The 20,825-nt window shown below is 36.7% G+C and carries 18 protein-coding genes; 1 reads left to right on the forward strand and 17 read right to left on the reverse strand.

The genetic code is table 11. The features are described 5' to 3' along the window. Positions 1 to 59: 59 nt before the first annotated feature. The 17 genes from rpsD to HN643_00310 all read right to left on the reverse strand — a co-directional run bounded on the left by rpsD (position 60) and on the right by HN643_00310 (position 19,698). On the reverse strand, positions 60 to 695 hold the full coding sequence (rpsD, locus tag HN643_00230; protein MBT7500083.1) for a 30S ribosomal protein S4: 636 nt from the start codon (positions 693 to 695) through the stop codon (positions 60 to 62). Positions 696 to 706: 11 nt separating this feature from the next. Beyond that, on the reverse strand, positions 707 to 1,135 hold the full coding sequence (rpsK, locus tag HN643_00235) for a 30S ribosomal protein S11 (protein MBT7500084.1): 429 nt from the start codon (positions 1,133 to 1,135) through the stop codon (positions 707 to 709). 138 nt (positions 1,136 to 1,273) lie between these two features. Continuing rightward, positions 1,274 to 1,660 carry a 30S ribosomal protein S13 gene (rpsM, locus tag HN643_00240; GenBank protein ID MBT7500085.1) on the reverse strand — a complete coding sequence of 129 codons (387 nt, stop codon included), beginning with the start codon at positions 1,658 to 1,660 and terminating at the stop codon, positions 1,274 to 1,276. An 89-nt stretch (positions 1,661 to 1,749) separates the two neighbouring features. Continuing rightward, positions 1,750 to 1,863, reverse strand: coding sequence for a 50S ribosomal protein L36 (gene rpmJ / locus HN643_00245; protein ID MBT7500086.1), 114 nt, complete (start codon positions 1,861 to 1,863; stop codon positions 1,750 to 1,752). A gap of 61 nt (positions 1,864 to 1,924) precedes the next feature. Continuing rightward, positions 1,925 to 2,140, reverse strand: a complete 216-nt coding sequence (gene infA, locus HN643_00250) for a translation initiation factor IF-1 (GenBank protein ID MBT7500087.1) — start codon at positions 2,138 to 2,140, stop codon at positions 1,925 to 1,927. A gap of 219 nt (positions 2,141 to 2,359) precedes the next feature. Then, the gene (gene mutL / locus HN643_00255; GenBank protein MBT7500088.1) at positions 2,360 to 4,186 is read right to left on the reverse strand and encodes a DNA mismatch repair endonuclease MutL; all 1,827 of its coding nucleotides are present in this window, start codon (positions 4,184 to 4,186) and stop codon (positions 2,360 to 2,362) included. Positions 4,187 to 4,258: 72 nt separating this feature from the next. Beyond that, positions 4,259 to 4,702 (reverse strand): hypothetical protein, encoded by a 444-nt coding sequence (locus tag HN643_00260; protein ID MBT7500089.1) that lies wholly within the window; start codon positions 4,700 to 4,702, stop codon positions 4,259 to 4,261. A gap of 125 nt (positions 4,703 to 4,827) precedes the next feature. Further along, entirely contained in the window at positions 4,828 to 5,439 is a 612-nt protein-coding gene (locus HN643_00265; GenBank protein MBT7500090.1) for a hypothetical protein, read from the reverse strand. 110 nt (positions 5,440 to 5,549) lie between these two features. Further along, the gene (locus HN643_00270) at positions 5,550 to 6,281 is read right to left on the reverse strand and encodes a hypothetical protein (GenBank protein ID MBT7500091.1); all 732 of its coding nucleotides are present in this window, start codon (positions 6,279 to 6,281) and stop codon (positions 5,550 to 5,552) included. A gap of 38 nt (positions 6,282 to 6,319) precedes the next feature. Then, a complete protein-coding gene (locus HN643_00275) occupies positions 6,320 to 6,463 on the reverse strand; it encodes a hypothetical protein (protein ID MBT7500092.1) in 144 nt (47 codons plus the stop codon). A gap of 52 nt (positions 6,464 to 6,515) precedes the next feature. Further along, complete coding sequence (gene mutS / locus HN643_00280; protein ID MBT7500093.1) at positions 6,516 to 9,086, reverse strand: DNA mismatch repair protein MutS; 2,571 nt, start codon at positions 9,084 to 9,086, stop codon at positions 6,516 to 6,518. Between the two features lie 163 nt (positions 9,087 to 9,249). Then, a complete protein-coding gene (locus tag HN643_00285) occupies positions 9,250 to 9,645 on the reverse strand; it encodes a hypothetical protein (GenBank protein MBT7500094.1) in 396 nt (131 codons plus the stop codon). 114 nt (positions 9,646 to 9,759) lie between these two features. Further along, positions 9,760 to 15,306, reverse strand: coding sequence for a hypothetical protein (locus HN643_00290; GenBank protein ID MBT7500095.1), 5,547 nt, complete (start codon positions 15,304 to 15,306; stop codon positions 9,760 to 9,762). A 3-nt stretch (positions 15,307 to 15,309) separates the two neighbouring features. Beyond that, on the reverse strand, positions 15,310 to 15,843 hold the full coding sequence (locus HN643_00295; GenBank protein MBT7500096.1) for a sigma-70 family RNA polymerase sigma factor: 534 nt from the start codon (positions 15,841 to 15,843) through the stop codon (positions 15,310 to 15,312). Positions 15,844 to 15,901: 58 nt separating this feature from the next. Further along, complete coding sequence (locus HN643_00300; protein ID MBT7500097.1) at positions 15,902 to 17,362, reverse strand: hypothetical protein; 1,461 nt, start codon at positions 17,360 to 17,362, stop codon at positions 15,902 to 15,904. 159 nt (positions 17,363 to 17,521) lie between these two features. Further along, positions 17,522 to 17,857, reverse strand: coding sequence for a hypothetical protein (locus HN643_00305; GenBank protein MBT7500098.1), 336 nt, complete (start codon positions 17,855 to 17,857; stop codon positions 17,522 to 17,524). Positions 17,858 to 17,868: 11 nt separating this feature from the next. Continuing rightward, the gene (locus HN643_00310; protein MBT7500099.1) at positions 17,869 to 19,698 is read right to left on the reverse strand and encodes an alanine--tRNA ligase; all 1,830 of its coding nucleotides are present in this window, start codon (positions 19,696 to 19,698) and stop codon (positions 17,869 to 17,871) included. 779 nt (positions 19,699 to 20,477) lie between these two features. Here HN643_00310 and HN643_00315 point away from each other — a divergent pair. Continuing rightward, positions 20,478 to 20,807: a hypothetical protein gene (locus HN643_00315; protein ID MBT7500100.1), complete on the forward strand. Its 330-nt coding sequence runs from the start codon at positions 20,478 to 20,480 to the stop codon at positions 20,805 to 20,807. The last annotated feature ends 18 nt before the right edge of the window (positions 20,808 to 20,825 follow it).

Raw genomic sequence — 20,825 nt, forward strand, 5'->3', positions numbered from 1 at the left:
ACTGTCTTCGGACTTTTTTTGTCCAGCAACAGTGATTTATTATTTTAATATCCTTAAACTTATTTTGAATAAAACTCAATTATCAATTTTAGATCAAATCCAGGAGTACTCTTTTCAAGATTCGGTTCATCAATCATGGTTATTTGCATTTCTTTTGCATCAATACTTAACCATTCAGGTGCTTCAAAGTTTTTTAATTTCTCAGGTAGTGCGATAAACTCTTGCATTTTTTGACTCTTTGGTTTAACGGTAATTTTATCTTTAACTTTTACTTGAAATGATGGAATATTAACCTTTTTTCCATTTACCAAGAAATGATAATGACTGATCAATTGTCTTGCCGCATCACGACTATTACCAAAGCCAGCTTTGTAAATAACATTATCTAACCTGGTTTCTAGCAAATTGAATAAATTATCACCCGTTTCACCAGTTTTATGAATTGCTTTATCAAAATAATTTCTGAATTGTTTTTCTAAAATTCTATACATTCTCTTGGCTTTTTGTTTTTCTCTCAATTGAATTCCATAACCAGTTAAACGGCCACCACGACCAAGTTTAATACCATGTATTCCTGGAATATAGTTTCTTTTTACCATTGCACACTTTGAGCTATTACAACGCTCACCTTTAATAAAAAGTTTAACGCCTTCTCTTCTACATTGTTTACATTTTGCATTCAGATCCCTTGCCATATATATATTTTTTAAACTCTTCTTGGTTTACGTTTGCGACAACCATTATGAGGAATCGGAGTCACATCCTTAATTGCTAAAATATTTAAACCGTTAGCATTTAGCCCACGAACTGCTGATTCCCGGCCCATGCCAACACCCTTAACAAACACATTAACATCCTTTAATCCATAAGGTCGTGCTTTTTCTACTGCGTTACGAACAATAATTGTAGCTGCAAATGGAGTGGCCTTTTTAGGTCCCTTGAAACCATTAGCGCCCGCGCTAGAAAAAGATATTACATTACCAGCCTGATCAGTCAAGGTTACAATTGTATTATTATATGTAGCTTTAACGTAAGCATTACCTATTGGAACACTACGATATACTTTCTTCTTGCTTCTTTTGCCTTTTACCTTTTTTCCACCTTTCTTTTTTTGTTCTCCTGCTTCTAAAGGCATATCAGGCAATCCATCGACTGGCGCTTGTTCAACCTGAACATCGCCCTCAGTTAGATTAACCGGTTCTTCAACTTTCTTATCTTCAATTGGTTGTTTGTTTTCTTCTGCCATATGTAAATATAATGCTAATACGTAATTTTAGGTTTTTTGTGCTGCCCCTTTACGACCACTTCCCATGGTTCTCCGAGTATTACCACGCACAGTTCGACTATTAGTTTTTGATCGTTGGCCTCGAGCAGGTAATCCTTTGGAGTGACGAGTCCCTCTATAACTTTTAATTTCTTTTAGTCTTTTAATATTTGCTAACATTTCCCGTCTAAGAGTTCCTTCTACATTGTCCTTTTCAATTTCTTTACGTAAAGTATTTACTTGTTCTTCCGTTAGCTCCTTTACTCTAATTGATTTATCAATATCCAGCTGCTTTAATAGCTTTTCTGACTTGGTTATACCAATACCATAAATATAAGTTAGTGCAATTACTACTCTTTTATCTTTTGGAATGTTTACACCTGCAATTCGTGCCATAGTTTATCATGAATCATGAATCCTGTATCATGTATCACCACGAAAGATAGTGAGTGCTACATGTTACATGTTACATGCTATATGTTTATTTAACCTTGTCTTTGTTTATGTTTAGGATTTTTGCAGACAACCCAAACTCTTCGTTTACGACGAATGGTTTTACAATCTTTACAGATTTTTTTGACTGATGTTCTTACTTTCATAAGTAGTTAAACACTAGCCACTCCACTACGGAAGCGGTTATCAACAAAATTAGAAAATTAATTAATATCTATAGACTATTCTTCCCTTGGTCAAGTCATACGGAGTCATCTCTATCTTTACTTTATCTCCAACTAGAATTCTAATCCGATTCATACGCATTCTTCCTGCCAAATGCGCTCTAATAGAATGACCATTCTCAAGGGTAACCTGAAAAGATCCTGCCGGGAACAGTTCTTCAACCATGCCCGTCATTTCAATCACATCTTTTTTTCCCATGCAAAAGTTAACTTAATTATAATGATTTTAAAAAATATGTCAATATGGATGCTTTTAATATGCGATTCCTGACATACTTTTGGTAAAATTAAATAAAATTAAAACTTATATAATTTTTTAATAAATTTCAAATGGCTAAATTTAGTCATATCAATTACTTATATATACTAATGTATAATTAATATTTTGTCAAATGGTTTATTAACATATCACAAACAATTACTTCTTTCGCTTAAACAACTTTTCAAGTTCACCAAATCTATATTCCAAAAAGCAAGGTCTACCATGGACACAGGTATATTGATTTTCAAGACACTCAAGATCATTAATTAGGGCTGTCATTCCCAACTCGTTAAGCTGATCACCAAACTTGATTGCGCTTTTGCAAGCCATCATTTTTAAAATAGTGTCAACGGGTTTACTAATTTTATCCTCAACTACAACTGGTTCAATTAACTCCCCAACAATTTGAAAAACTAATTCTTTTAGATCTACCCTAGCCAAAACCTGAGGCACCGCTGAAATCGCAAAAGTATTGTTGCCAAAATTTTCAACCTCAAAACCCAGCTTATTCAAAAGTGAAAAATTACTATCCAATAGTTGCGCTTCCGCAGGAACTAATTCAATGTTTTGTGGCAATAACATTTTCTGACTAGCTAATTTACCAATTTGCCACTCACGCTTAAGTTTTTCATATTGCACACGCTCTGAAGTTGCATGTTGATCATAGATTTTCAGACTCTCCGCACATTCAACAATAATATATGAATTTTGCACTTGACCTAATATTTTAAAATCTTTATCCGGTTCACGAGATATTCCTTCTTCGCTATTGCTAAGAAGTACAGGCTCTGACTCGCCTCCTTCACGTAATCCTTCTACATCTGCGGTCTGTTGCATTATCTTATTAAAATCGGCTGAAGCCTTTTTAAATTCAGGACTTGGTTGAATAAAATCTTTTTTAATTCGAATATTACTTACCGGAAACCTTGATTGTACTGAACTTAATACTTGTTTAACTGGTATGAATTTTTTCATATCCTCAACTGGCACCTGCCGGCCAAGATCATTGTCGTCTAATGCCTTTGCAACCACTTGATAAACTGTTTTATAGATAATATGCGGCTCTGAAAATCGCACCTCAAGTTTACGAGGATGGACGTTAACATCAATTTTCTCATTTTCAATTTTTAAGTTTAAAATATAGACGGGGTGCAACTCCTTGGACAAAAGGGTTGTATATGCCTGTTTAATTTGTTTAGCCACGATATATTCATTTACCGGTCGTTGGTTAACAAACAAATATTGTAACTTTCTATTATTACGAGCGATCTGTGGTTTACCAATAAACCCTTTAACAGAAACATTATTTAATTTTAAATCAACCTCTATTAAGTTCCCTGCAACCTCGTCGCCCAAGCAATCAGCAATGCGCTGAAACTGTCTTGCTGACGGGAATTGATAAACTACTTTGTTATTATGAATAAGTTTCCAGGTAACCTCAGGGTAAGCCAAACAATAATTCAAAAACAAATCAACCACATGATTAAATTCAGTAACCGCAGTTTTTAAATACTTTTGCCGGGCAGGTACATTATAAAAAATATTTCTTATTTCCACACTGGTACCGTCTGCTGCTCCCGATTGTTCAGTTTTGACCTGTCCATTTTCAACTGTAACCTTCGTGCCCGCGACAGAATCACTGGTTTTACTAATTAAACAAAATTCACTGACCGAAGAAATACTTGCCAATGCTTCGCCACGAAAACCTAAGCTACCAATATTGAATAAATCTTCCTGGCTGCCAATTTTACTAGTGGCATGCTGAACAATACTAAGCTCGGCATCCTCTTTATTCATGCCTGAACCATCGTCTGTGATTTTAATTAAGTTGATTCCTCCATTTTCTATTTCAACCTGAACATTAGTCGCTCCAGCATCAAGCGAATTTTCCACTAACTCCTTCACAACAGAAGCTGGTCGTTCAACTACTTCTCCAGCTGCGATTTTGTTGATTAGATCTTGAGGTAAAACTTTTATATTCATAAACAAACCTTAACATATTTTATTTAAAAAACAAAAGGGTATATTCACGTTGTGAATATACCCTTGTTAAAACTACTGCAACCAACGGTAACCGTTAAATTCGTCACCATCTTCTTCGTCCTCGGCGACATCACCAAAATATGACATTCGCCGACGTACATCTTGCTTGATTCTTTCTTCCGGAATCCGAGCAAGCACTGCCTCATGAGCTCGCTCCGACAGGCGCTTCTTGTCATCTTCTGACAAAATCACTTCCGTCTCGACGACCAGGGATTCCATGAATGCCAATCGCAAGGCTTCCGCGACACGTCTGTCGACATGGTCAAATCTCGACAACCGATCTTCAATCGCCTGAATCGCGAACCTGACCAAGTCCGGTCGCTTGTCCATGAGAGTGTCTCGTACATCCCTCAATTGCTGTACAGAACCGATTTTAAACAAATGTTCATACATAGAAGTACAACCACTTCTTCGCCGACTCTCGCAATTCTCACACTTCTTTCGCATTTCGATCATCCCTTTCCTCCATCATTATAATAATTTATCAATATAGCACTATAGCACATATCCAGACTATTGTCAACATCAAGTAAAGTTAAACAAAAAAAGCACCGTATATTTACGATGCTTAGGTAATTTAACTAATGAACAAACGGTGAACCACCTCCCGAAGAACCAGGACAAGCCCCACCATCAAACATGATCTCAGCGTCACAACCTTCTCGTTTTAGGATTCTGAGTAGTTCTTCATTAACTTTTTGACCAAGCCTTCTGATAAAATCAAAAACGGCGGCGTTATACAGAACTTCAATATGCTCAGCTCTATCAGTCAAACACTTGGCAACTTCCATTCCAAGCTCAGGTCTGTCAAACTCACACAGCAACTCAATAAATGAATGCATATGCTCATAGTCTTTTTTCATCTCCACGTAGAGCTGTTCTGCATCTGCGCCAGACAAAAAAATCTTTTTCAGACGTGCCTTAACAGCAGAGCACGTTTTCGGGGTTTCAATGAACGTTTTCATTTGATACCGTAAACTGTCAAAGGCTGACGCATTACTCCTATCTGCCAAAGCTCTATCTTCAAGCGCCAGAATCGCCACCTTTTGCAAATCCGTACGCATGAGTAAAATAACCAACAAGGAACTTAGCATATCGTCAGGTTCAGCCATATTTACCACAGCCTGCAGTCTTGCCGTACAGTTTGCTCTGTCATTGCAATCTTTGCAAGATTCACTCATTTCTTCCCCCATATTAGAATGAACAAATTACAGTTTATTATATTCATCTTTTCAAAATTTGTCAATATAATTAAAAAAACGCCCCCGCATTACGAGGGCACTGAATTCAATAAAAACTTCTCTTAATATTCGCTTTCTCTAAACGCCTTGGCTTTTTCAGTCGGGCCGGAATAACGTTCCTTGATTTCATCCACGCAAACATAGCTGAGCGTCCACATTTTGGCTGCCTGTTCAACAGTATAATCCGCAAAAGACTTGTCCTCTATCAATTCTCTCGTGTCTTGCTTGAAAGTGCCAACAGATCTCAAATACACATTGACACCATTGACCGAACTGCCACATTCCTGTGTTACTGATTCCGAAACAAAACCCAACCGCAAATAATACTTTTTTCCGTCAGCCTTATCCCTAAACAGACAAAGCACGTCCGATAAATCAGTCAAGGCAGGTTGATACATCCATCCCATAAATTCAACTTTCGACCATGGAACAAATGCTGACACCAAGTTCATCTTATCTGGAACTTCAGTCCTAAGAGATTTTACTTCCTCAAGCGAAAATCCCGGCAAACAACGACGAGCAACAACAGGATCCAATTCCGAATTGTTCGCACGGTCATACGCGACCTCGAAGGTCTTGGAAGTATCAATGGCTTTCCTGTACGAAGGATTCTTTTCCTGAAGTAATTCAAGGTCCTGAACGCCTTGCTCAAAAGCAAGGACAATAGGATTCTTTTTTGTTTGTTCAACAACTACGGCTGACGGTGTATCAGCTTGTTTTTTTTCGACCAAGTCACAACCGTTAATCAAGAAAACTAAAAAGCAAGAAAATAACAAAACAATACATTTTCTCATCTTTCCCTCCATAAGAAAATAAATAACTGCTATTAATATTAACGAGAACGCCACGAATACATATTTTCGCCTCTTGCGGCTGCGCGGCGAATACGCCACCTCTTGATAATTCGCGCCATAAAAGCGACAAATAAACCAAGAAAAAATACTGGCACAAACAACCAAAAATAAGCACCAAACATTTTGACTCCTCACTAGTTGTTAAATTTCATGTTTCGGTTTATTTTAATACAATTACTTGCTACCGTCAAGTTTAACCTTCAACTCCGCAATCTTTTGAAGTGCTTCAAGCGGTGTCATTTTATTAACATCAATTTTATCTAAAGCTTTGGTGACTTTTTCTTCTTGTGGACTAATAGATAACGGCAAACTGCTTTGTTCAGCTTTTTTGCTAACTTTAATCTCAGTCTTTTTTTCCAGACCATTCAAAATATCAGTTGCCCTGCTAATCATTTCATCAGGCAAACCTGCCAACTTAGCAACTTCAATACCATAACTTTCAGATGTAGCGCCTTTTACAATTTTATGTAAGAAAACTACGTTACCCGCTTCTTCACTAACCGCCACACAATAATTTTCTGCGCGTTCTAATTTTTCAATAATATCTGTCAACTCATGGTAATGTGTAGCAAAAATTGTTTTAGCGCCAAGTTTATCGTGAATGTGTTCAATAATTGCCCAGGCAATACTAACGCCGTCGTAAGTGGAAGTACCACGTCCGAGTTCATCCAAGATTATTAATGATTTCTTAGTTGCATTATTTAAAATGTTAGCAGCTTCCTGCATTTCTGCCATAAAAGTGGAAACACCTTGAGTAATATTATCTGAAGCGCCAACTCGAGTAAAAATTCGATCAACAATACCTAACTGAGCTGAATCAACTGGTACAAAGCTACCAATTTGTGCTAATAAACAAATCAGAGCCGACTGACGCAAATAACTGGACTTACCACTCATATTCGGACCGGTCAAAAGAAGAAACTCATTTTTTTTGTGGTCCATCTGCAAATCGTTAGGAACATAACGCTCAGTTTGAATTGCCTCAATTACTGAATGCCGACCAGCCTTAATATTAATTTCACCATTGCTGGTTATTTCAGGCTGATTATAATTATTTGAATTAGCCAGTAAAGCAAAACCGGTTAACACATCCAACTTAGCAATAATCGAAGCTACACCTAACACATCAGAAAAATATTTAATAATCTTTTCAACAGTTTCCTGAAAAATCTGCAACTCCATGGTTTTGATTTTATCTTCAGCAGTTAAAATCTTTTCTTCGTATTCTTTTAGTTCAGGTGTAATGAATCGTTCAGCATTAACTAGAGTTTGCTTACGAGTATAATCTTCTGGAACTTGATTCAAATTGGAATTACTAACTTCAATATAATATCCAAACACTCGATTGAATTTTACTTTTAAAGATGAAATCTTAGTGCGTTCAACCTGCTTGGCCTGAAACTCTAATAACCAATCTTTACCACCACGTGAAATTTTTCTCAACTCATCCAAATCAGGACTATAACCATCTTTGATCATCCCACCTTCAGTAATAAGAGCAGGTGGTTCCTCAATAATTATTTTATCAATAAATTCAACTACTTCTTTTAGCGGATCCAAGTTTTTATGATATTTTTGTAACAATTCTGCTTTTTTATCTTGCAATAATAGTTTTAATTCAGGAACGATCTGTAAACTTTTTTTCAAAGAAACTAAATCACGAGCACTGCCTCGCCCACAACCCAACCGACCAATTAATCTTTCTAAATCCGCGATTTGTTTTAATTTTTCTTGAATACTTTTTATTACAGTTGTCTGTTCTTTGATTTCGGCCACAGCCTGCAGTCGACGGTTTATTTTATCTTCGTCCAAAAGTGGCAATATCAGCCAGCGCCGTAAACGTCGCCCACCCATACTGGTTACAGTTTTATCAATAACTGAAAGTAAGCTTCCCTCATATCCAGCGGTGTTGGCAGTTTGAAATAATTCCAAGTTCCGGACGGTCGCTTCGTCCAAAACCATATAATTTTGAAAACTAAATCTTTGTATACGGGTAATATGACTTAAATCACTTTTTTGAGTATCTTTTAAATAACCCAGCAACAATCCTGCCGCTTCAATACCAATTGGTAATTCTTCAACACCGAAACTTTGTAAATTTTTTACTTTAAACTGTTTAATCAAAAGTGCATATGCCTTTTGAAAAACTGACAATTGAAAAACATTAACATTGGACAAAGAACTTATAAATTCTTTATACCGAGTATCATTGAATAACTCTTGGTTAATTATTATTTCCGAAAAATCAAACCGGTAAATTTCATTCTTCAATAAACTTAAATCCAATACTTCTGCCACTCGAAATTCACCTGTAGTCAAATCTGCAATCGCCAAACCCCAAGTATTTTTCTGAAAAGTCAAAGCGGCAATAAAATTATTACTTTTATTATTTAAAGTTGAGTTAACTAAAGTCGTACCAGGTGTAACGACCTGCACAACTTCCCTCTTTACAATACCCGGTAAGCTTGCGTCACCAACTTGATCACAAATAGCCACTCGCTGACCAGCTCTTAATAATTTAGCTAAATAATTTTCTAAAGCATGATGAGGAATTCCACACATGGGCATTTCATTTGAAGAACCCTTGTGCCTAGCAGTCAAAACAATATCCAAAATAGCTGAAGCTTTTTTTGCATCCTCTCCAAACAATTCATAAAAATCACCTAACCTAAAAAACAACAACTCATTCGGATGCTTTTCTTTTATTTCATTGTATTGCCTTAACATTGGAGTTAATTCGGCCATGAGCGACTAGAAGGAAGAAGAAGGGATAAGAAGATAACAAAAATGCTAACATTATCTTTTTTCGCCTTATTTCGACCAATTCATCATTTTGTAATATTTTAACAAAGAATCACTATTATCGCAAATAAAAATACACTGATAAAAGCAGTGTATTTTAAAGTATTTAAGCTTGTTCTTTTTTTCCTTGGTCTTCCGTAGCTTCAAGCGAAGGAAGGTCTTCCTCAACAGGAGTTTCTTCAAGTGGGATAGCTTCAATCTGCTCTTCCTTTAACTCTTCAGCCCATTCTTCTTGTTTATCTTCATCCTTAGAAACCGCAGGTTCTTCAACTTTCTCTGCAGGGGCACTCTCTGCTACTGCTGATGTTGGAATAGTTGGTGCAGTTGGTCTAGCAGTCTCTTTACCACTATCAAGATCCTTGACTGATTCTTCCCCAATCTTATCTTCACATTTATTACAATAATCTGGATTTTTTGCAGATTTTTTTACTCCAGCAAGACCTGAAATCTTTGCCCAAAATCCTTCAATTGGAGCACTACAGGCTTTACATTTTTTAGACATAAACTCTTTTTTATTAGTAATTTAACTACAAATTGAATGTAGCATGAAATAAATGATTATTCAAGTAAAAACCACCCTTTTTCAAGAGCGGTTTTTACTATTAAACTTTATAAATTATTTGATCTGCACACTATCAGCCTTGGAATAATTAATTATTGATGGACTATTACTAGATTGAATAGTTACCGGCTCAGCTCGGTATTCACCAAGAGCAGCTACTCGAGCATAGTACTTAAAGTAGTTTAGACCTTTACACGGTTGCCAATTCTTATTCATACCAAACTTTATCTTCTGATCATTAATTTCGTAAGGATAACGTAGACCACACCAACTCCTAATACCAATTGAGTAAGGTCTAGTTACGCCTTTCAAACCACTTGGTAAAATATCGGTTATTTGATAATAACCATCGACCGAATCAACAGAAATCTGAGGATATAAACGAACCTCAATTATATCTCCAGCTGAAAAATGATTAACCTGCTGACCATCCACATAATATTGACGGTCAACTGACACATACTGACTAAATGCCTGATCAGTTACTTTTTCTTGATAAATACTGGTTACGCCAATATCACCTTGTACGTCCTCAATTTTTAGCCTAGCCAACTGTTCAGGTAATAAGTCTAGCTTGAAGTTTTGACCATTTTCTAATTCTTTTTTGTATTTTTTCCCATCAACGTTAACAGTGAAACTAACTGGCCCAACATTCAAGGTTGGCAGACGCTTTGTCAAATAATTAACTTCTTCTAAATTGATCAAGACATCTTTAGTCCGGTGATCTGCCAGATAAGACCAAAGCCCTTTATGATATGGGTCATTCAGACCAGCTGCCAACACAGCAGCTAAACTTGTTGCCTGCAAAACATCATCTTGATCTTTGCCAGTTTTAATTCGGACATAAGAATCTAATTCTTCAGCATTTTCTTTCATTACCTCTAGATAAAGTTTACGACCAAGTTCACGATCACCGATCTCAAATGCTGCCAATGCAATATATAATTTTTCTTTAACAGTAACATCTTCAAGTGTCGCAATATTTTGAATTGGCAAAAGCACAGGCTCTCCCAATCCAGCTAATCCGTAAAGGGAAATAATTACTTCCTCCTGACTAGACTCTTCTGAATTTAGTTTTGTGTAAAAATACTTTGACAAAGAAACTTTATCAAATTCAGCCCCTGCAATTGAAGCAACTTTGGCACTCAATTCAAAGTCACTTGAACTATAAGGCAATAAAGTCAAACCACCTTTACTCTCCTGATAAGTAGCTGAATTAAAGTTATCTACTTTGTATTCCTTACTGAAATACTGCTTAAATAACTTTTGAGCGGCAACTTTGGAAACTCTCTGGTCCAACCGATCTCCGTACTGCCAACTTAATCGAAGTAGTCGATGATAAAGCTGTCCAATACTCTCGTCCATAAAAACTAGAGTTGTTCTGTCCGTTGCCGAACCAGAAATTTCCACGCCTGACTCATACTTATAATAATCCTGCACTTCTTTGGTCAACAAACTTTCAGCCACAGCAAATTTATTTATCAAGGTATCTTCAAGTTCACCCTTTTTGGCAGTTGAACTAATTTCATACTGTCCAACGCCAACTTCCCCTAGCGCTACGCTTAAAGCATCAAAAGCTTCCGTTTGTTTAACTATTTTATTCAAGTCTAATGCTTCAGAACTAATTTCATAATCAATCACATCACCTGAAGTTAAAGTTTCACCATATGTTCGTAACTGCATAACAGGAGAATCCCCTTCCAAAAACTTATCTGGTAAAGTTGAGTTTATAAACAAAGGAAGACTAACCGGCAAGGCTGTTACCTCTCTACCAGCGTAAATATCCTTATTAATTGCCTGCGTAGTAATTCGCCATGAGGTTATATTATCAGGTAATTCAAATCTAACAGTTGCGCGACCAAATAAATCAGTCTTGGCCATTTTGAATAAAGCAGTATCCTGAAAGTCTTCTCGCGCTCCACCTTTGTCATTGTGAACAAAGAAACCTTCTGCGAAATATGTGTGATATTTTTCAATATGTAAATTATAAACATCAACCATTTGACCGAATCTCTCAATGCTCTCAATTTTAACTCTTTGACCAAATTCATCTAATAAATAATCACCTACTTTAGACTGACCAATCATCTGCCAACCATTATTAACAAATACTCTATGCTCAGGAGTAACCCGCAACTTCCCATTAATTAGGTAATAGCCATAAACTGTATGCTCAAAAGTGTTTAACACTTTAGCTCTAACTAATTTCTTCGATAGCGGATCACTAAAAGTTAAGATCTCATCACCAATCTGAATTTCTTCAATATTCTTGTATGAGCCGTCAGCCATCTTGATCTGGGTACCAGCCACAAAACAACCGCCCATACCACTCGCATCAGGCGCCAAAGACAATGCTTCATGGGAAGCATAAGTCGTTTTTAGTCCAGCACTTTCCAACTGATATACACTGGCCAAAATATCTGCCCAATCTTCGCTCAGCTGAAAAAAGGCTTCATCAACCAAACTTAAATTCAAAGTTGCTGCAACCGGATTTCCTTTTTGATTAGTAACTTTAACTTCTAATTCCACATCCTCACCTGGTGCATACTCCTCCTTATTTGAAGTAACTTCAACATTTAATTCTTTTTCTGAATAATCATATCTGATTGATGTTCCACTGCTAGAACTATACCAATTGTTACTTCCGCTCTGATGATATTTCTCACCATCAAACCAAACTCCACTAACATAAATATTTGGAATATAGCTATCCTTGAAGTTAAATTCGTAAACTGGTTCAGTTGACAATGAATAGTCAACTAGACCACGTCGCATCTTGTAGTACAAATAATCTTTCTTTTCCTGAGAAGATAAAATATCATTATTTTTTGTGAATTCCAAAATCACACTCTCGTCTACCTTAAACTTAACTTTATCACCCTTAATTGCCAACTTATAATATTCGTAATTATTGGAACTATATGGATTGCCATAATATGAAGAGCCATACATTTGAGTGGATAAATAATTATTCCCTTGCTCATCAATGGCAATCAAGCGAATTTGGTAATAACTCTTTTCTTCAGTTTCAAATTCATAAGTAAACTCACCTGCGGCATCAGTTAAACCTGACATCTCATGAATAACTTTTTCTTCTTTTTCGTACTTGTATTTTTTATTAACGACCTTATTAATATAATCATACTCTTCACCAATTTCATTCTTGTGCCAAATTATTTGGATAATTTTACCTTTAATAGCTGTATTTGGCGCCACTTCTTCCTCATCAACAACACTCCAAAGACTCCCTTTGGCCCTTTTCTCTAAATCGTATTTTTTCACTGTGGCCTTTATTTTTGCTGTTAATGAATTCTTTTCTTTTGGCGCAACTTCCATCTTGGTATAAACACGAGAGTTATAAGTATAGACATAAGCTGTTTGATTAATCTGTGCCACTTCCGGTTGCGTTGAATTCAAATTTAAGTATACTGTTTGCATGTTGGAACAATATGTTTTTTCTAAAGTACACTTAGTCGCGACTGATGGCACCTCGATACGCGCCTCACCAGCTAAGTCAACCTCGACTTCTCCTTTCACAGACTTATTACTGGAACTATAATCTAAAACTAAATCTGACACGGGAGTACCTTCAAAAAATTCCGCATTAACATCAAAAACTGCAGTTTCTCCGGACCAAATCACTTTATTCTCTGGCTCAACCTTGATTTGATATGCTGGTTTATCGTAAGTCTGAATATTAATGTACTTAGTAGACAAAATCTCATCACCAAGTCTAACGTCCACATAATAATAACCCGGGACTAACTTTTCAAGCTTCAACTCACCAGAATAAACAAAATCAGGAGACACTTCAAGTTCTTGTTCTGCCAAACTTATTTCTTCATTATAATAATTATAATAACGAGCATAACTATTTTGCCGCAAAGCAACTGTAACTTTTTCATCAATCCCCTTTGAATCCTTGGGTTTTACAAATCCCCAAAATTTAATAGTATCGTCAGGTTGAAATAAATTTCGATCAGTGTAAAAATATTTCCAATACTCTTTTTGCTCTTGTTTAGAAAAACTAACAGGAACAATAGTTACATCACCATCTTTTCGAACCCTCAAGTAGTCAGTCTCATATCGATCTTCCTCGCTAAAAACAAAAGCTGTGTCGGTATTAAATTTAGTAATTCCTTGACCGTCAGTACTTTTAGTAATTCCACTGGAAATTATTTTAACCTCAGCATTTTGAACTGACCCTTTATCCACAATACTATTAACCCAAACTAGGCTTTCACTGGTAGACACCATAGAAAATACTGCTAATTCACTAACTGAGAAAAAAGTCTGTCTTTTCACGTCCTGAACAGTTGATTCAATGACATAAAACCCCGGTTCATATACTTCTGGAAAAACTATAAACTTATTGTAATTAACTTCTCGAACTTCCAATTCATAGTCAGTTATATGACTAAGGGTATTAGTGTCAACCAAAGAAGACTCGCGATTATAGCTTGCCCAAGCAGGATAATCATATCTACTTTTCAGCGCCTCTAAATAAGCTGTATCATTGGCCAAGGAATAAACATTTAACTTAATTTTACTATCAAGTAAATTTCGTTCGTAAACTTTGAAGGCTGGCTCTCTAGTTGGAGAAAATTCTAGATAATCACCGATAATCATGAAGTAAGGTTTATTATTTGAACCTCGCTTATAATTTACCAATGGACTGGTCTCAAATTGCAGGGTGTAATCTTTTACCATTTTTTCATCTGACTCCGACAAAGGTAACTCCTTGTCTACAATTATTCTGTAAATAGTACCAGGCATTAAATTCTTGGGTACAAAAACCCAAGTTCTTTTATGCTTTTCGAAACTTCCATCAACCTTTGGTTCAATTGTAAAATGTTTAGCAAACTCTTCCACATTGTCATGACTGAAAGTAAATTCAATTCCTGTATCAAGTGGTACCCCAGAACTTTTATCACGAGGCAAAGAGCCGATAATTTTGAATTGGTCTTTAGTTTGAAACGCCCAAGAATAATCTTGTTCAAATGTTAAACCGCTTTCTGCCATAATAGAGGCCGAAATTACAACACTATAAACAACTCGTGGTTGCAATGGTTCACTTGGAATAATCTTAAACTCATGATCATTTACTTTTTTAAAACTAAACTCTAATTCAGGTTTGATCTGAATATTCTCTTCCAATAATTCTGAATCTACGACTTCTTTACTTTTAATAACAAAAGCAGTGTCCGACTCAACGCCAATACTATCACTAACTGTCGCCTCAACTGTAAAATTATCCTGCGCGTATGCTGGACTAATTATAAGTCGAGAAAATTCACTGAAAGGTGAATCTTGGCCAGGCCAGTAATGACTAGCTGTTACAAGTAAAGCAAAAATCACCAGAACAGCTAGAACTGGAGATAAGCGCCTGACAGTAAAAAGTGAAGAAAATCCTTTTACAAAATTTAGCATATGTTTTTTTTGCTGCCGTTTTTCTAGGATCTTCGATTTTAATGCATAACGAAAATCATCAGAAGCAGGCTCATTTTTAAATTGTGCTTTTTTTAGCATACTCTCTGCTTCCTGTAACGGATGATTTTCACTTTTATTACGTTTTTTATTGTTATTGTTGTAATTTTGCATAAATTATTTATGTAAACTTTTGAATTTATTTAAGGCTCGATAAAGTAAAACTCCCACATTATTTGCTGAAATATGCATCGTTTCGGCAATCTCCTGATTGGACAATTCAGCGAAATACTTCAAATTTACCACCTGTTGATAACGGCCGGACATTTTCTGAATAATCTGCATAACCTTTTTCTTATCTTCTAAACTCATTAAATATTCTTCTGTAGTTTGTTTAATTTCCGCTGGTTCAGTTATGTCTTCAATATCCACCTTTGTATTTTTTAATTCTTTGCGATAATAATCAATTAAATTATTAGTGGCAATTTTATAAACCCAGGACTTAAATGATCCTTTACGTGGATTAAAATTCTTTAAACCACAAAAAACCTTGGTAAAGGTTTCTGAAACAATATCCTCAGCAATTTCACGTTTACCACAACGCTTAAATACATAGCCGTAAATTTTATCAAAATAAAAATCATACAAGACACCAAAAGCCTGGTGATCATGTACTGCATCTTTGACCAGTTGTTTTTCATTTTCCAACATTAATCTAATTATAGCACAAAAAAAGACGCTCTTGAATCAAGAACGTCTTGTGTTTAACTTAACGTTGGAATGGCCGGCAAGATTTACCTTTCTTAGCCCACATACCAACTCGGAACCTTTGAACAATCCGGTGAGTTCTGGATCCGTAAACCGGTGGCGGCTTGGTCAGGTCAACCTTGTCCGGTACTTGGTCCATGGAATAGTTAGAAGCAAGGAACTCTTGATGCGCCTGGCGGGCTACCTCCTCCCTTTCTCTCTCAATCTGCCATTTGGATTTTGGCGGCATTTTGACCACCTTGGCTTTTTTCTTTTTCTCAGGCTTTTTCCCGTCAACTTCTTTTCTGGTTGCTGTCTTCCTGGCAACATTGTTTTTTCTTTGTTCACGAGATTTTCGTCTTTGTACAGCCATAGCTCGAAAAAACTTCTTAACCAAGTTAGTATACTTGCTCCACTTTTGTAGAGCACGAGAACGAAAACGAACAGACCATTGCATTTTGCAGTTGATCAAGAAATAGGTAAAACCAAGAGCACCTGCTCCTGAAGCAAAATTTCCTAACCAGTATAAACCCTCCCCATGAGTGGGCACCTGCACAAAAGACCAAACAGCCAGAGTCATAATCCCGACCCAGACTAAAAAACCAATTGGAGAAAACGGTAGATATTGACGTTTTTCATAAGGATATCCGCTCTTACTCCATAGCAGTCGAATTTCTGGATGCACTCTCCAATAAGCTTTCAACCATCCATCTCGACCACGAAGAACATTCCACACTTCCCGTCGAATAGAGATCGTTCGCCAACCGGCCATAAAAAATGCTGCACAGCCAAAGATAATTAACAAACTGCGAAACAACTTGGCAATCACTTCTGTGAACAGTAAATACAGCAAATAGCAAGGAACAGCTAAGACCTTAGGTATTGAAAGAATCTTGCGCCGTCTATACTGACACTCATCACGAGGCGGCTCTGAATGCAACCAATTTACATAGTGCCAAACCAACTTGCTAAACTTAGTTTCTGGCTCTTTAGCAAATAAAGCTTCTGGCACCTCCACTTCAACAAGCTTAGAAGCAACTGACCTCCGAGGAAGATCATATAATCGATAAAACTCCAGACCCTGCCAAGAAATGCACTGATAAAAGCGGCCATTACGATCACGCTCTAAAAGCCCCTTTATATACTCTTGGTCATCGTCACGAAAAGAAAAAACAAGCACACCAAGACGATGCTTGCCAGCACGCAGAAATTGCAGAAACTGCAGACCATCAGCAATTCGAAACAGCTGACGACGACCATAATCCCGATCATTCCTCCAATAATCACGATCCACCTTATCGGATTTTTCCAAGCACTGTTCAATCAATAAAATATGAGTAGGGTTCTTGGCTAACAATTCTTCACCCAGTCCAATCTGAACTGGAATTGTAGCAGAATCCATCTCCTCTTTACCACCATTGAATACTACTTTAAACTCTGGACTCAATGACTCATTTTCCGCAGCGGCTTGTAAATCTGACATGCTTAACCTCCATTTAAATAGTCAAAGTTCAATATAACTAATTATAATATCAACTAATTACAAAAATGTCAACCCCGCCGCTCGCGAACAGCTGGGTCAAGGACTTAAGTAAAATAACCTAAAAGCCCCCTAATGGGGGCTTCTTCTTAAATTCTTATTTTAATCATCAAAACGTGCCTCTCTCTCTTGCCTATCCCTTTCATCTTGGTCAACATTGGGTTCTCCTTCAATTTTCCTAGTTACTCTTTCATCCAGAGTTTCTGGAGCTTCTAAATCTTTTTCCTTATTACGAATGCGTCGTTTCATTTCCTCAATTAATCGGAGCAATCTTTGTTTTTCTTGTTCTAATTTTTCCACATCCCCCTCGCCTTTTCTAATTTTCTCCTCAATTCTTGATAAACTACTTTGCAAAGATCGCAACTCATCTTTTAGGTGCTCTAGATCTTCTTGGATGCTGGGTCTTTGTGGTGAGCGCTCCCCAAAACCTTTAAACATAATATTATAAGTTATTCTAAAATCGCTTTTATTCTACGAACACCAGCTGAACTGGATTCTTCTTTTCTAATTTTAAAATGGCCCAAGTCACCAGTTTGTTCAACATGCGGACCGCCACACATTTCAGCACTCACATCACCGATGGAGAAAACTTTTACCACATCGCCATATTTATCTTCAAACAAACCAACCACACCACGTTCTTTTGCGTCCATATAGGGGATTTCTTCACACACAATCTGCAAGTCTTGTTTAATCCAATCATTAACTAAATCTTCAACTTGTTTTTTTTGTTCATCTGTCATCTTCTCTTCATGGGTAAAGTCAAAACGTAAACGATCAGGAGTAATGTTACTTCCCTTTTGTTTAATATGTTCGCCTAAAACTTGTTGTAATGCTGCTTGCAGTAAATGAGTGGCAGTATGCAACTTCGTGGTTGATTCACCCTGATCAGCTAGACCACCTTTGAACTTTTGTTCAGCACCCGCGCGGGATAACTCTTGATGTTTTACAAATTCTTTTTCAAATTCTACTTCATCAACTGTAAGCCCTTGCTCGCCGGCTAATTCTTTAGTCATTTCCAAAGGAAATCCATAAGTAGAAAATAAATCAAATGCTTCTTCCCCAGTAATTTTGCTTTCTTGCTTTTTTTCTTTTTTACTTTCTTGCAATTTCCCAAGTTGCTTTAATCCATTCTCAAGTGTATGGGCAAACTTTTCTTCTTCCAAAACCAATTGATTGATAATGAAATCTTTATTATTTTTCAATTCAGGATAAACATCTGCCATTTGTTTAATCACAACTTCAGCAATTTTAGATGTAAACACTTCTTCAATTCCTAGCTGTTTACCATAACGAACTGCGCGACGAATTAAACGCCGAAGAATGTAGCCTTGATCAACATTTGAGGGTTGAACTCCCTTTTCATCACCTAAAATGAAAGCTGCAGCTCGAACATGATCAGCAACAATGCGAAAAGCTGATTTATTGTCCTCATACTTTTTATCACAAAGCTCACTTATTTTTTCAAATAAAACGGCAAACTCTTCAATATCAAATACTTCTTTTTCGCCATTCAAAACCGCTACCGTGCGTTCCAATCCCATGCCAGTGTCCACATTTTTCTTTTCTAGTGGAGTTAACTTACCAGCCGCATCTTTATCGAATTCCATAAACACGTCATTCCAAACTTCAAAAAACTTACCGTTATCTACCAGTTCATCAAAAGTTAATTCAGTGAACCCTTCTTCTGGTCGGGTGTCATAAAACATTTCTGAACATGGTCCGCAAGGTCCAATATTTAAGCCCCACCAATTATCTTCTGCTGGCAAAGCAAAAATGCGCACATTTTCACTTGTCCATTTACCTTCTTTATCTAATTCGGCGGTAATATTAACTTTAGCAAACTGCTCTTGCCAAAGTTTAACGGATTCTTCGTCCAAAGGGGCTGAATCATCACCTTGAAAAACCGTAATATAAATTCGTTTAGGGTCTAAACCTAACCAATCTTTGGAAGTTAAAAATTCCCAACTCCATTCAATAGCTTCTTTTTTAAAATAATCACCTAAACTCCAATTGCCCAACATTTCAAAAAATGTTAAATGCCGATTATCTCCAACATCTTCAATATCGCCTGTACGAATACATTTTTGTGAATCAACTAAACGAGTTCCACTAGCATGTTTTTCGCCCATTAAAAATGGTACTAATGGGTGCATTCCCGCCATAGTAAATAAAACTGTAGCATCATTTTCTGGAATTAATGAAGCTGATGGAATAATTTCATGTCCTTTACTTTTGAAAAAATCTAAGTATTTTTGTCTAAGTTCCTTCGTTGTCATATTAGAAAATTAACTATAATTAGCTATTTAAAATAATACAGCAAATTGCTATTTTTCGCAATGGTATTGACAAATCCATCAATATTTGCTATAGTAAATGCACAAAGACGGTGTGTCGCTGACACAAGCCTTAGGGCGTCGGCTTAACACATCTAGAGACTCTAAACCCATTCATGCAGTTAACATCTACGAAGGACCAGTGATTCAATATCACTGGCCTTTTCTTTTGTCTCGACGAGACTACTTTATTGTAATTTTAGTACATATCAACTAACATAGCTTGACTAATCTAAAAAAGTATGCTATAATGCAATTGAACGTGATGAATAGCGTGTGTCTCCCCACTCTTCAAAAGCCTTAGGGCGAAGTTGTGGGTAAATAAAATTTTGTTATTATTAGTTAGAAAAAGAAAAGAAAAGAAAAAATCATTCATCACTTAGTTCACTTGTTCGTTCTTTTGCAGTCTTTTTTCATGGTTCTTGGTAGTTTTCTTTTTTGTCTCGTGGTAGTTCTCAGCTGGTAGACATAGTCTACCGAAAGAAAGCTACTAACAGATTAATTCTGTTAGTAGCAACATTTTCACTGCATATGCAGTGAAAAAACTCGCCAACATGAGCCTTAGGGACTTGTTGGTTTAACCCCTTAATAAAATTAAGGGGTTTTTTCTTTATTAGAATAAACTAAAACTTGACATACTTAAGTATCTGTGATATACTGTTAAATCAATAAACAATGATAACTTATCTTTTTAACTACAACATTTGAAGGAGATCAGAAAGATGTCTAGCAGAAAGGAAACTCGGGTAGAAAAAGAGGCTCGGCTCGAAGCAACGGCTATTGCCAATGCGGCAGCTGGAAAGGTTGCCAACGCAGCCTCCACGGCCATCCTGGCCCAGGAACTGTTCGACGATGAGTTTGAGCGGGTTTACGAGGAAGCTTACCGCGACATTCTGCAAGATAAGCAGAATAAGGAGTTCTTCAGCGCTTGCGATGAGGATCCGCTTTTCAATGATGATCTTCAGAAAGAGCACGAGGAACTGTACTTCGCGAACCTCGCAGCTGAACAGGGTATTGCAAGGCCTCCGATCAATAAGGCCATCGAAGCATAAAAAAACCTACAACCCGGT

This window comes from Candidatus Falkowbacteria bacterium (assembly GCA_018674305.1).
GTDB lineage: Bacteria > Patescibacteriota > Patescibacteriia > UBA11705 > JABHMO01 > JABMRF01.

What these genes read in the sequence shown, in the direction of transcription:
- HN643_00295 (MBT7500096.1), bottom strand. Translation starts at nt 15,843, where the DNA reads ATGTTGGAAAATGAAAAACAACTGGTCAAAGATGCAGTACATGATCAC.
- HN643_00265 (MBT7500090.1), bottom strand. Translation starts at nt 5,439, where the DNA reads ATGGGGGAAGAAATGAGTGAATCTTGCAAAGATTGCAATGACAGAGCA.
- HN643_00315 (MBT7500100.1), top strand. Translation starts at nt 20,478, where the DNA reads ATGTCTAGCAGAAAGGAAACTCGGGTAGAAAAAGAGGCTCGGCTCGAA.
- rpsM (MBT7500085.1), bottom strand. Translation starts at nt 1,660, where the DNA reads ATGGCACGAATTGCAGGTGTAAACATTCCAAAAGATAAAAGAGTAGTA.
- mutS (MBT7500093.1), bottom strand. Translation starts at nt 9,086, where the DNA reads ATGGCCGAATTAACTCCAATGTTAAGGCAATACAATGAAATAAAAGAA.
- HN643_00285 (MBT7500094.1), bottom strand. Translation starts at nt 9,645, where the DNA reads ATGTCTAAAAAATGTAAAGCCTGTAGTGCTCCAATTGAAGGATTTTGG.
- HN643_00305 (MBT7500098.1), bottom strand. Translation starts at nt 17,857, where the DNA reads ATGTTTAAAGGTTTTGGGGAGCGCTCACCACAAAGACCCAGCATCCAA.
- rpmJ (MBT7500086.1), bottom strand. Translation starts at nt 1,863, where the DNA reads ATGAAAGTAAGAACATCAGTCAAAAAAATCTGTAAAGATTGTAAAACC.
- mutL (MBT7500088.1), bottom strand. Translation starts at nt 4,186, where the DNA reads ATGAATATAAAAGTTTTACCTCAAGATCTAATCAACAAAATCGCAGCT.
- HN643_00270 (MBT7500091.1), bottom strand. Translation starts at nt 6,281, where the DNA reads ATGAGAAAATGTATTGTTTTGTTATTTTCTTGCTTTTTAGTTTTCTTG.
- HN643_00310 (MBT7500099.1), bottom strand. Translation starts at nt 19,698, where the DNA reads ATGACAACGAAGGAACTTAGACAAAAATACTTAGATTTTTTCAAAAGT.
- rpsK (MBT7500084.1), bottom strand. Translation starts at nt 1,135, where the DNA reads ATGCCTTTAGAAGCAGGAGAACAAAAAAAGAAAGGTGGAAAAAAGGTA.
- HN643_00260 (MBT7500089.1), bottom strand. Translation starts at nt 4,702, where the DNA reads ATGATCGAAATGCGAAAGAAGTGTGAGAATTGCGAGAGTCGGCGAAGA.
- HN643_00300 (MBT7500097.1), bottom strand. Translation starts at nt 17,362, where the DNA reads ATGTCAGATTTACAAGCCGCTGCGGAAAATGAGTCATTGAGTCCAGAG.
- HN643_00290 (MBT7500095.1), bottom strand. Translation starts at nt 15,306, where the DNA reads ATGCAAAATTACAACAATAACAATAAAAAACGTAATAAAAGTGAAAAT.
- infA (MBT7500087.1), bottom strand. Translation starts at nt 2,140, where the DNA reads ATGGGAAAAAAAGATGTGATTGAAATGACGGGCATGGTTGAAGAACTG.
- rpsD (MBT7500083.1), bottom strand. Translation starts at nt 695, where the DNA reads ATGGCAAGGGATCTGAATGCAAAATGTAAACAATGTAGAAGAGAAGGC.
- HN643_00275 (MBT7500092.1), bottom strand. Translation starts at nt 6,463, where the DNA reads ATGTTTGGTGCTTATTTTTGGTTGTTTGTGCCAGTATTTTTTCTTGGT.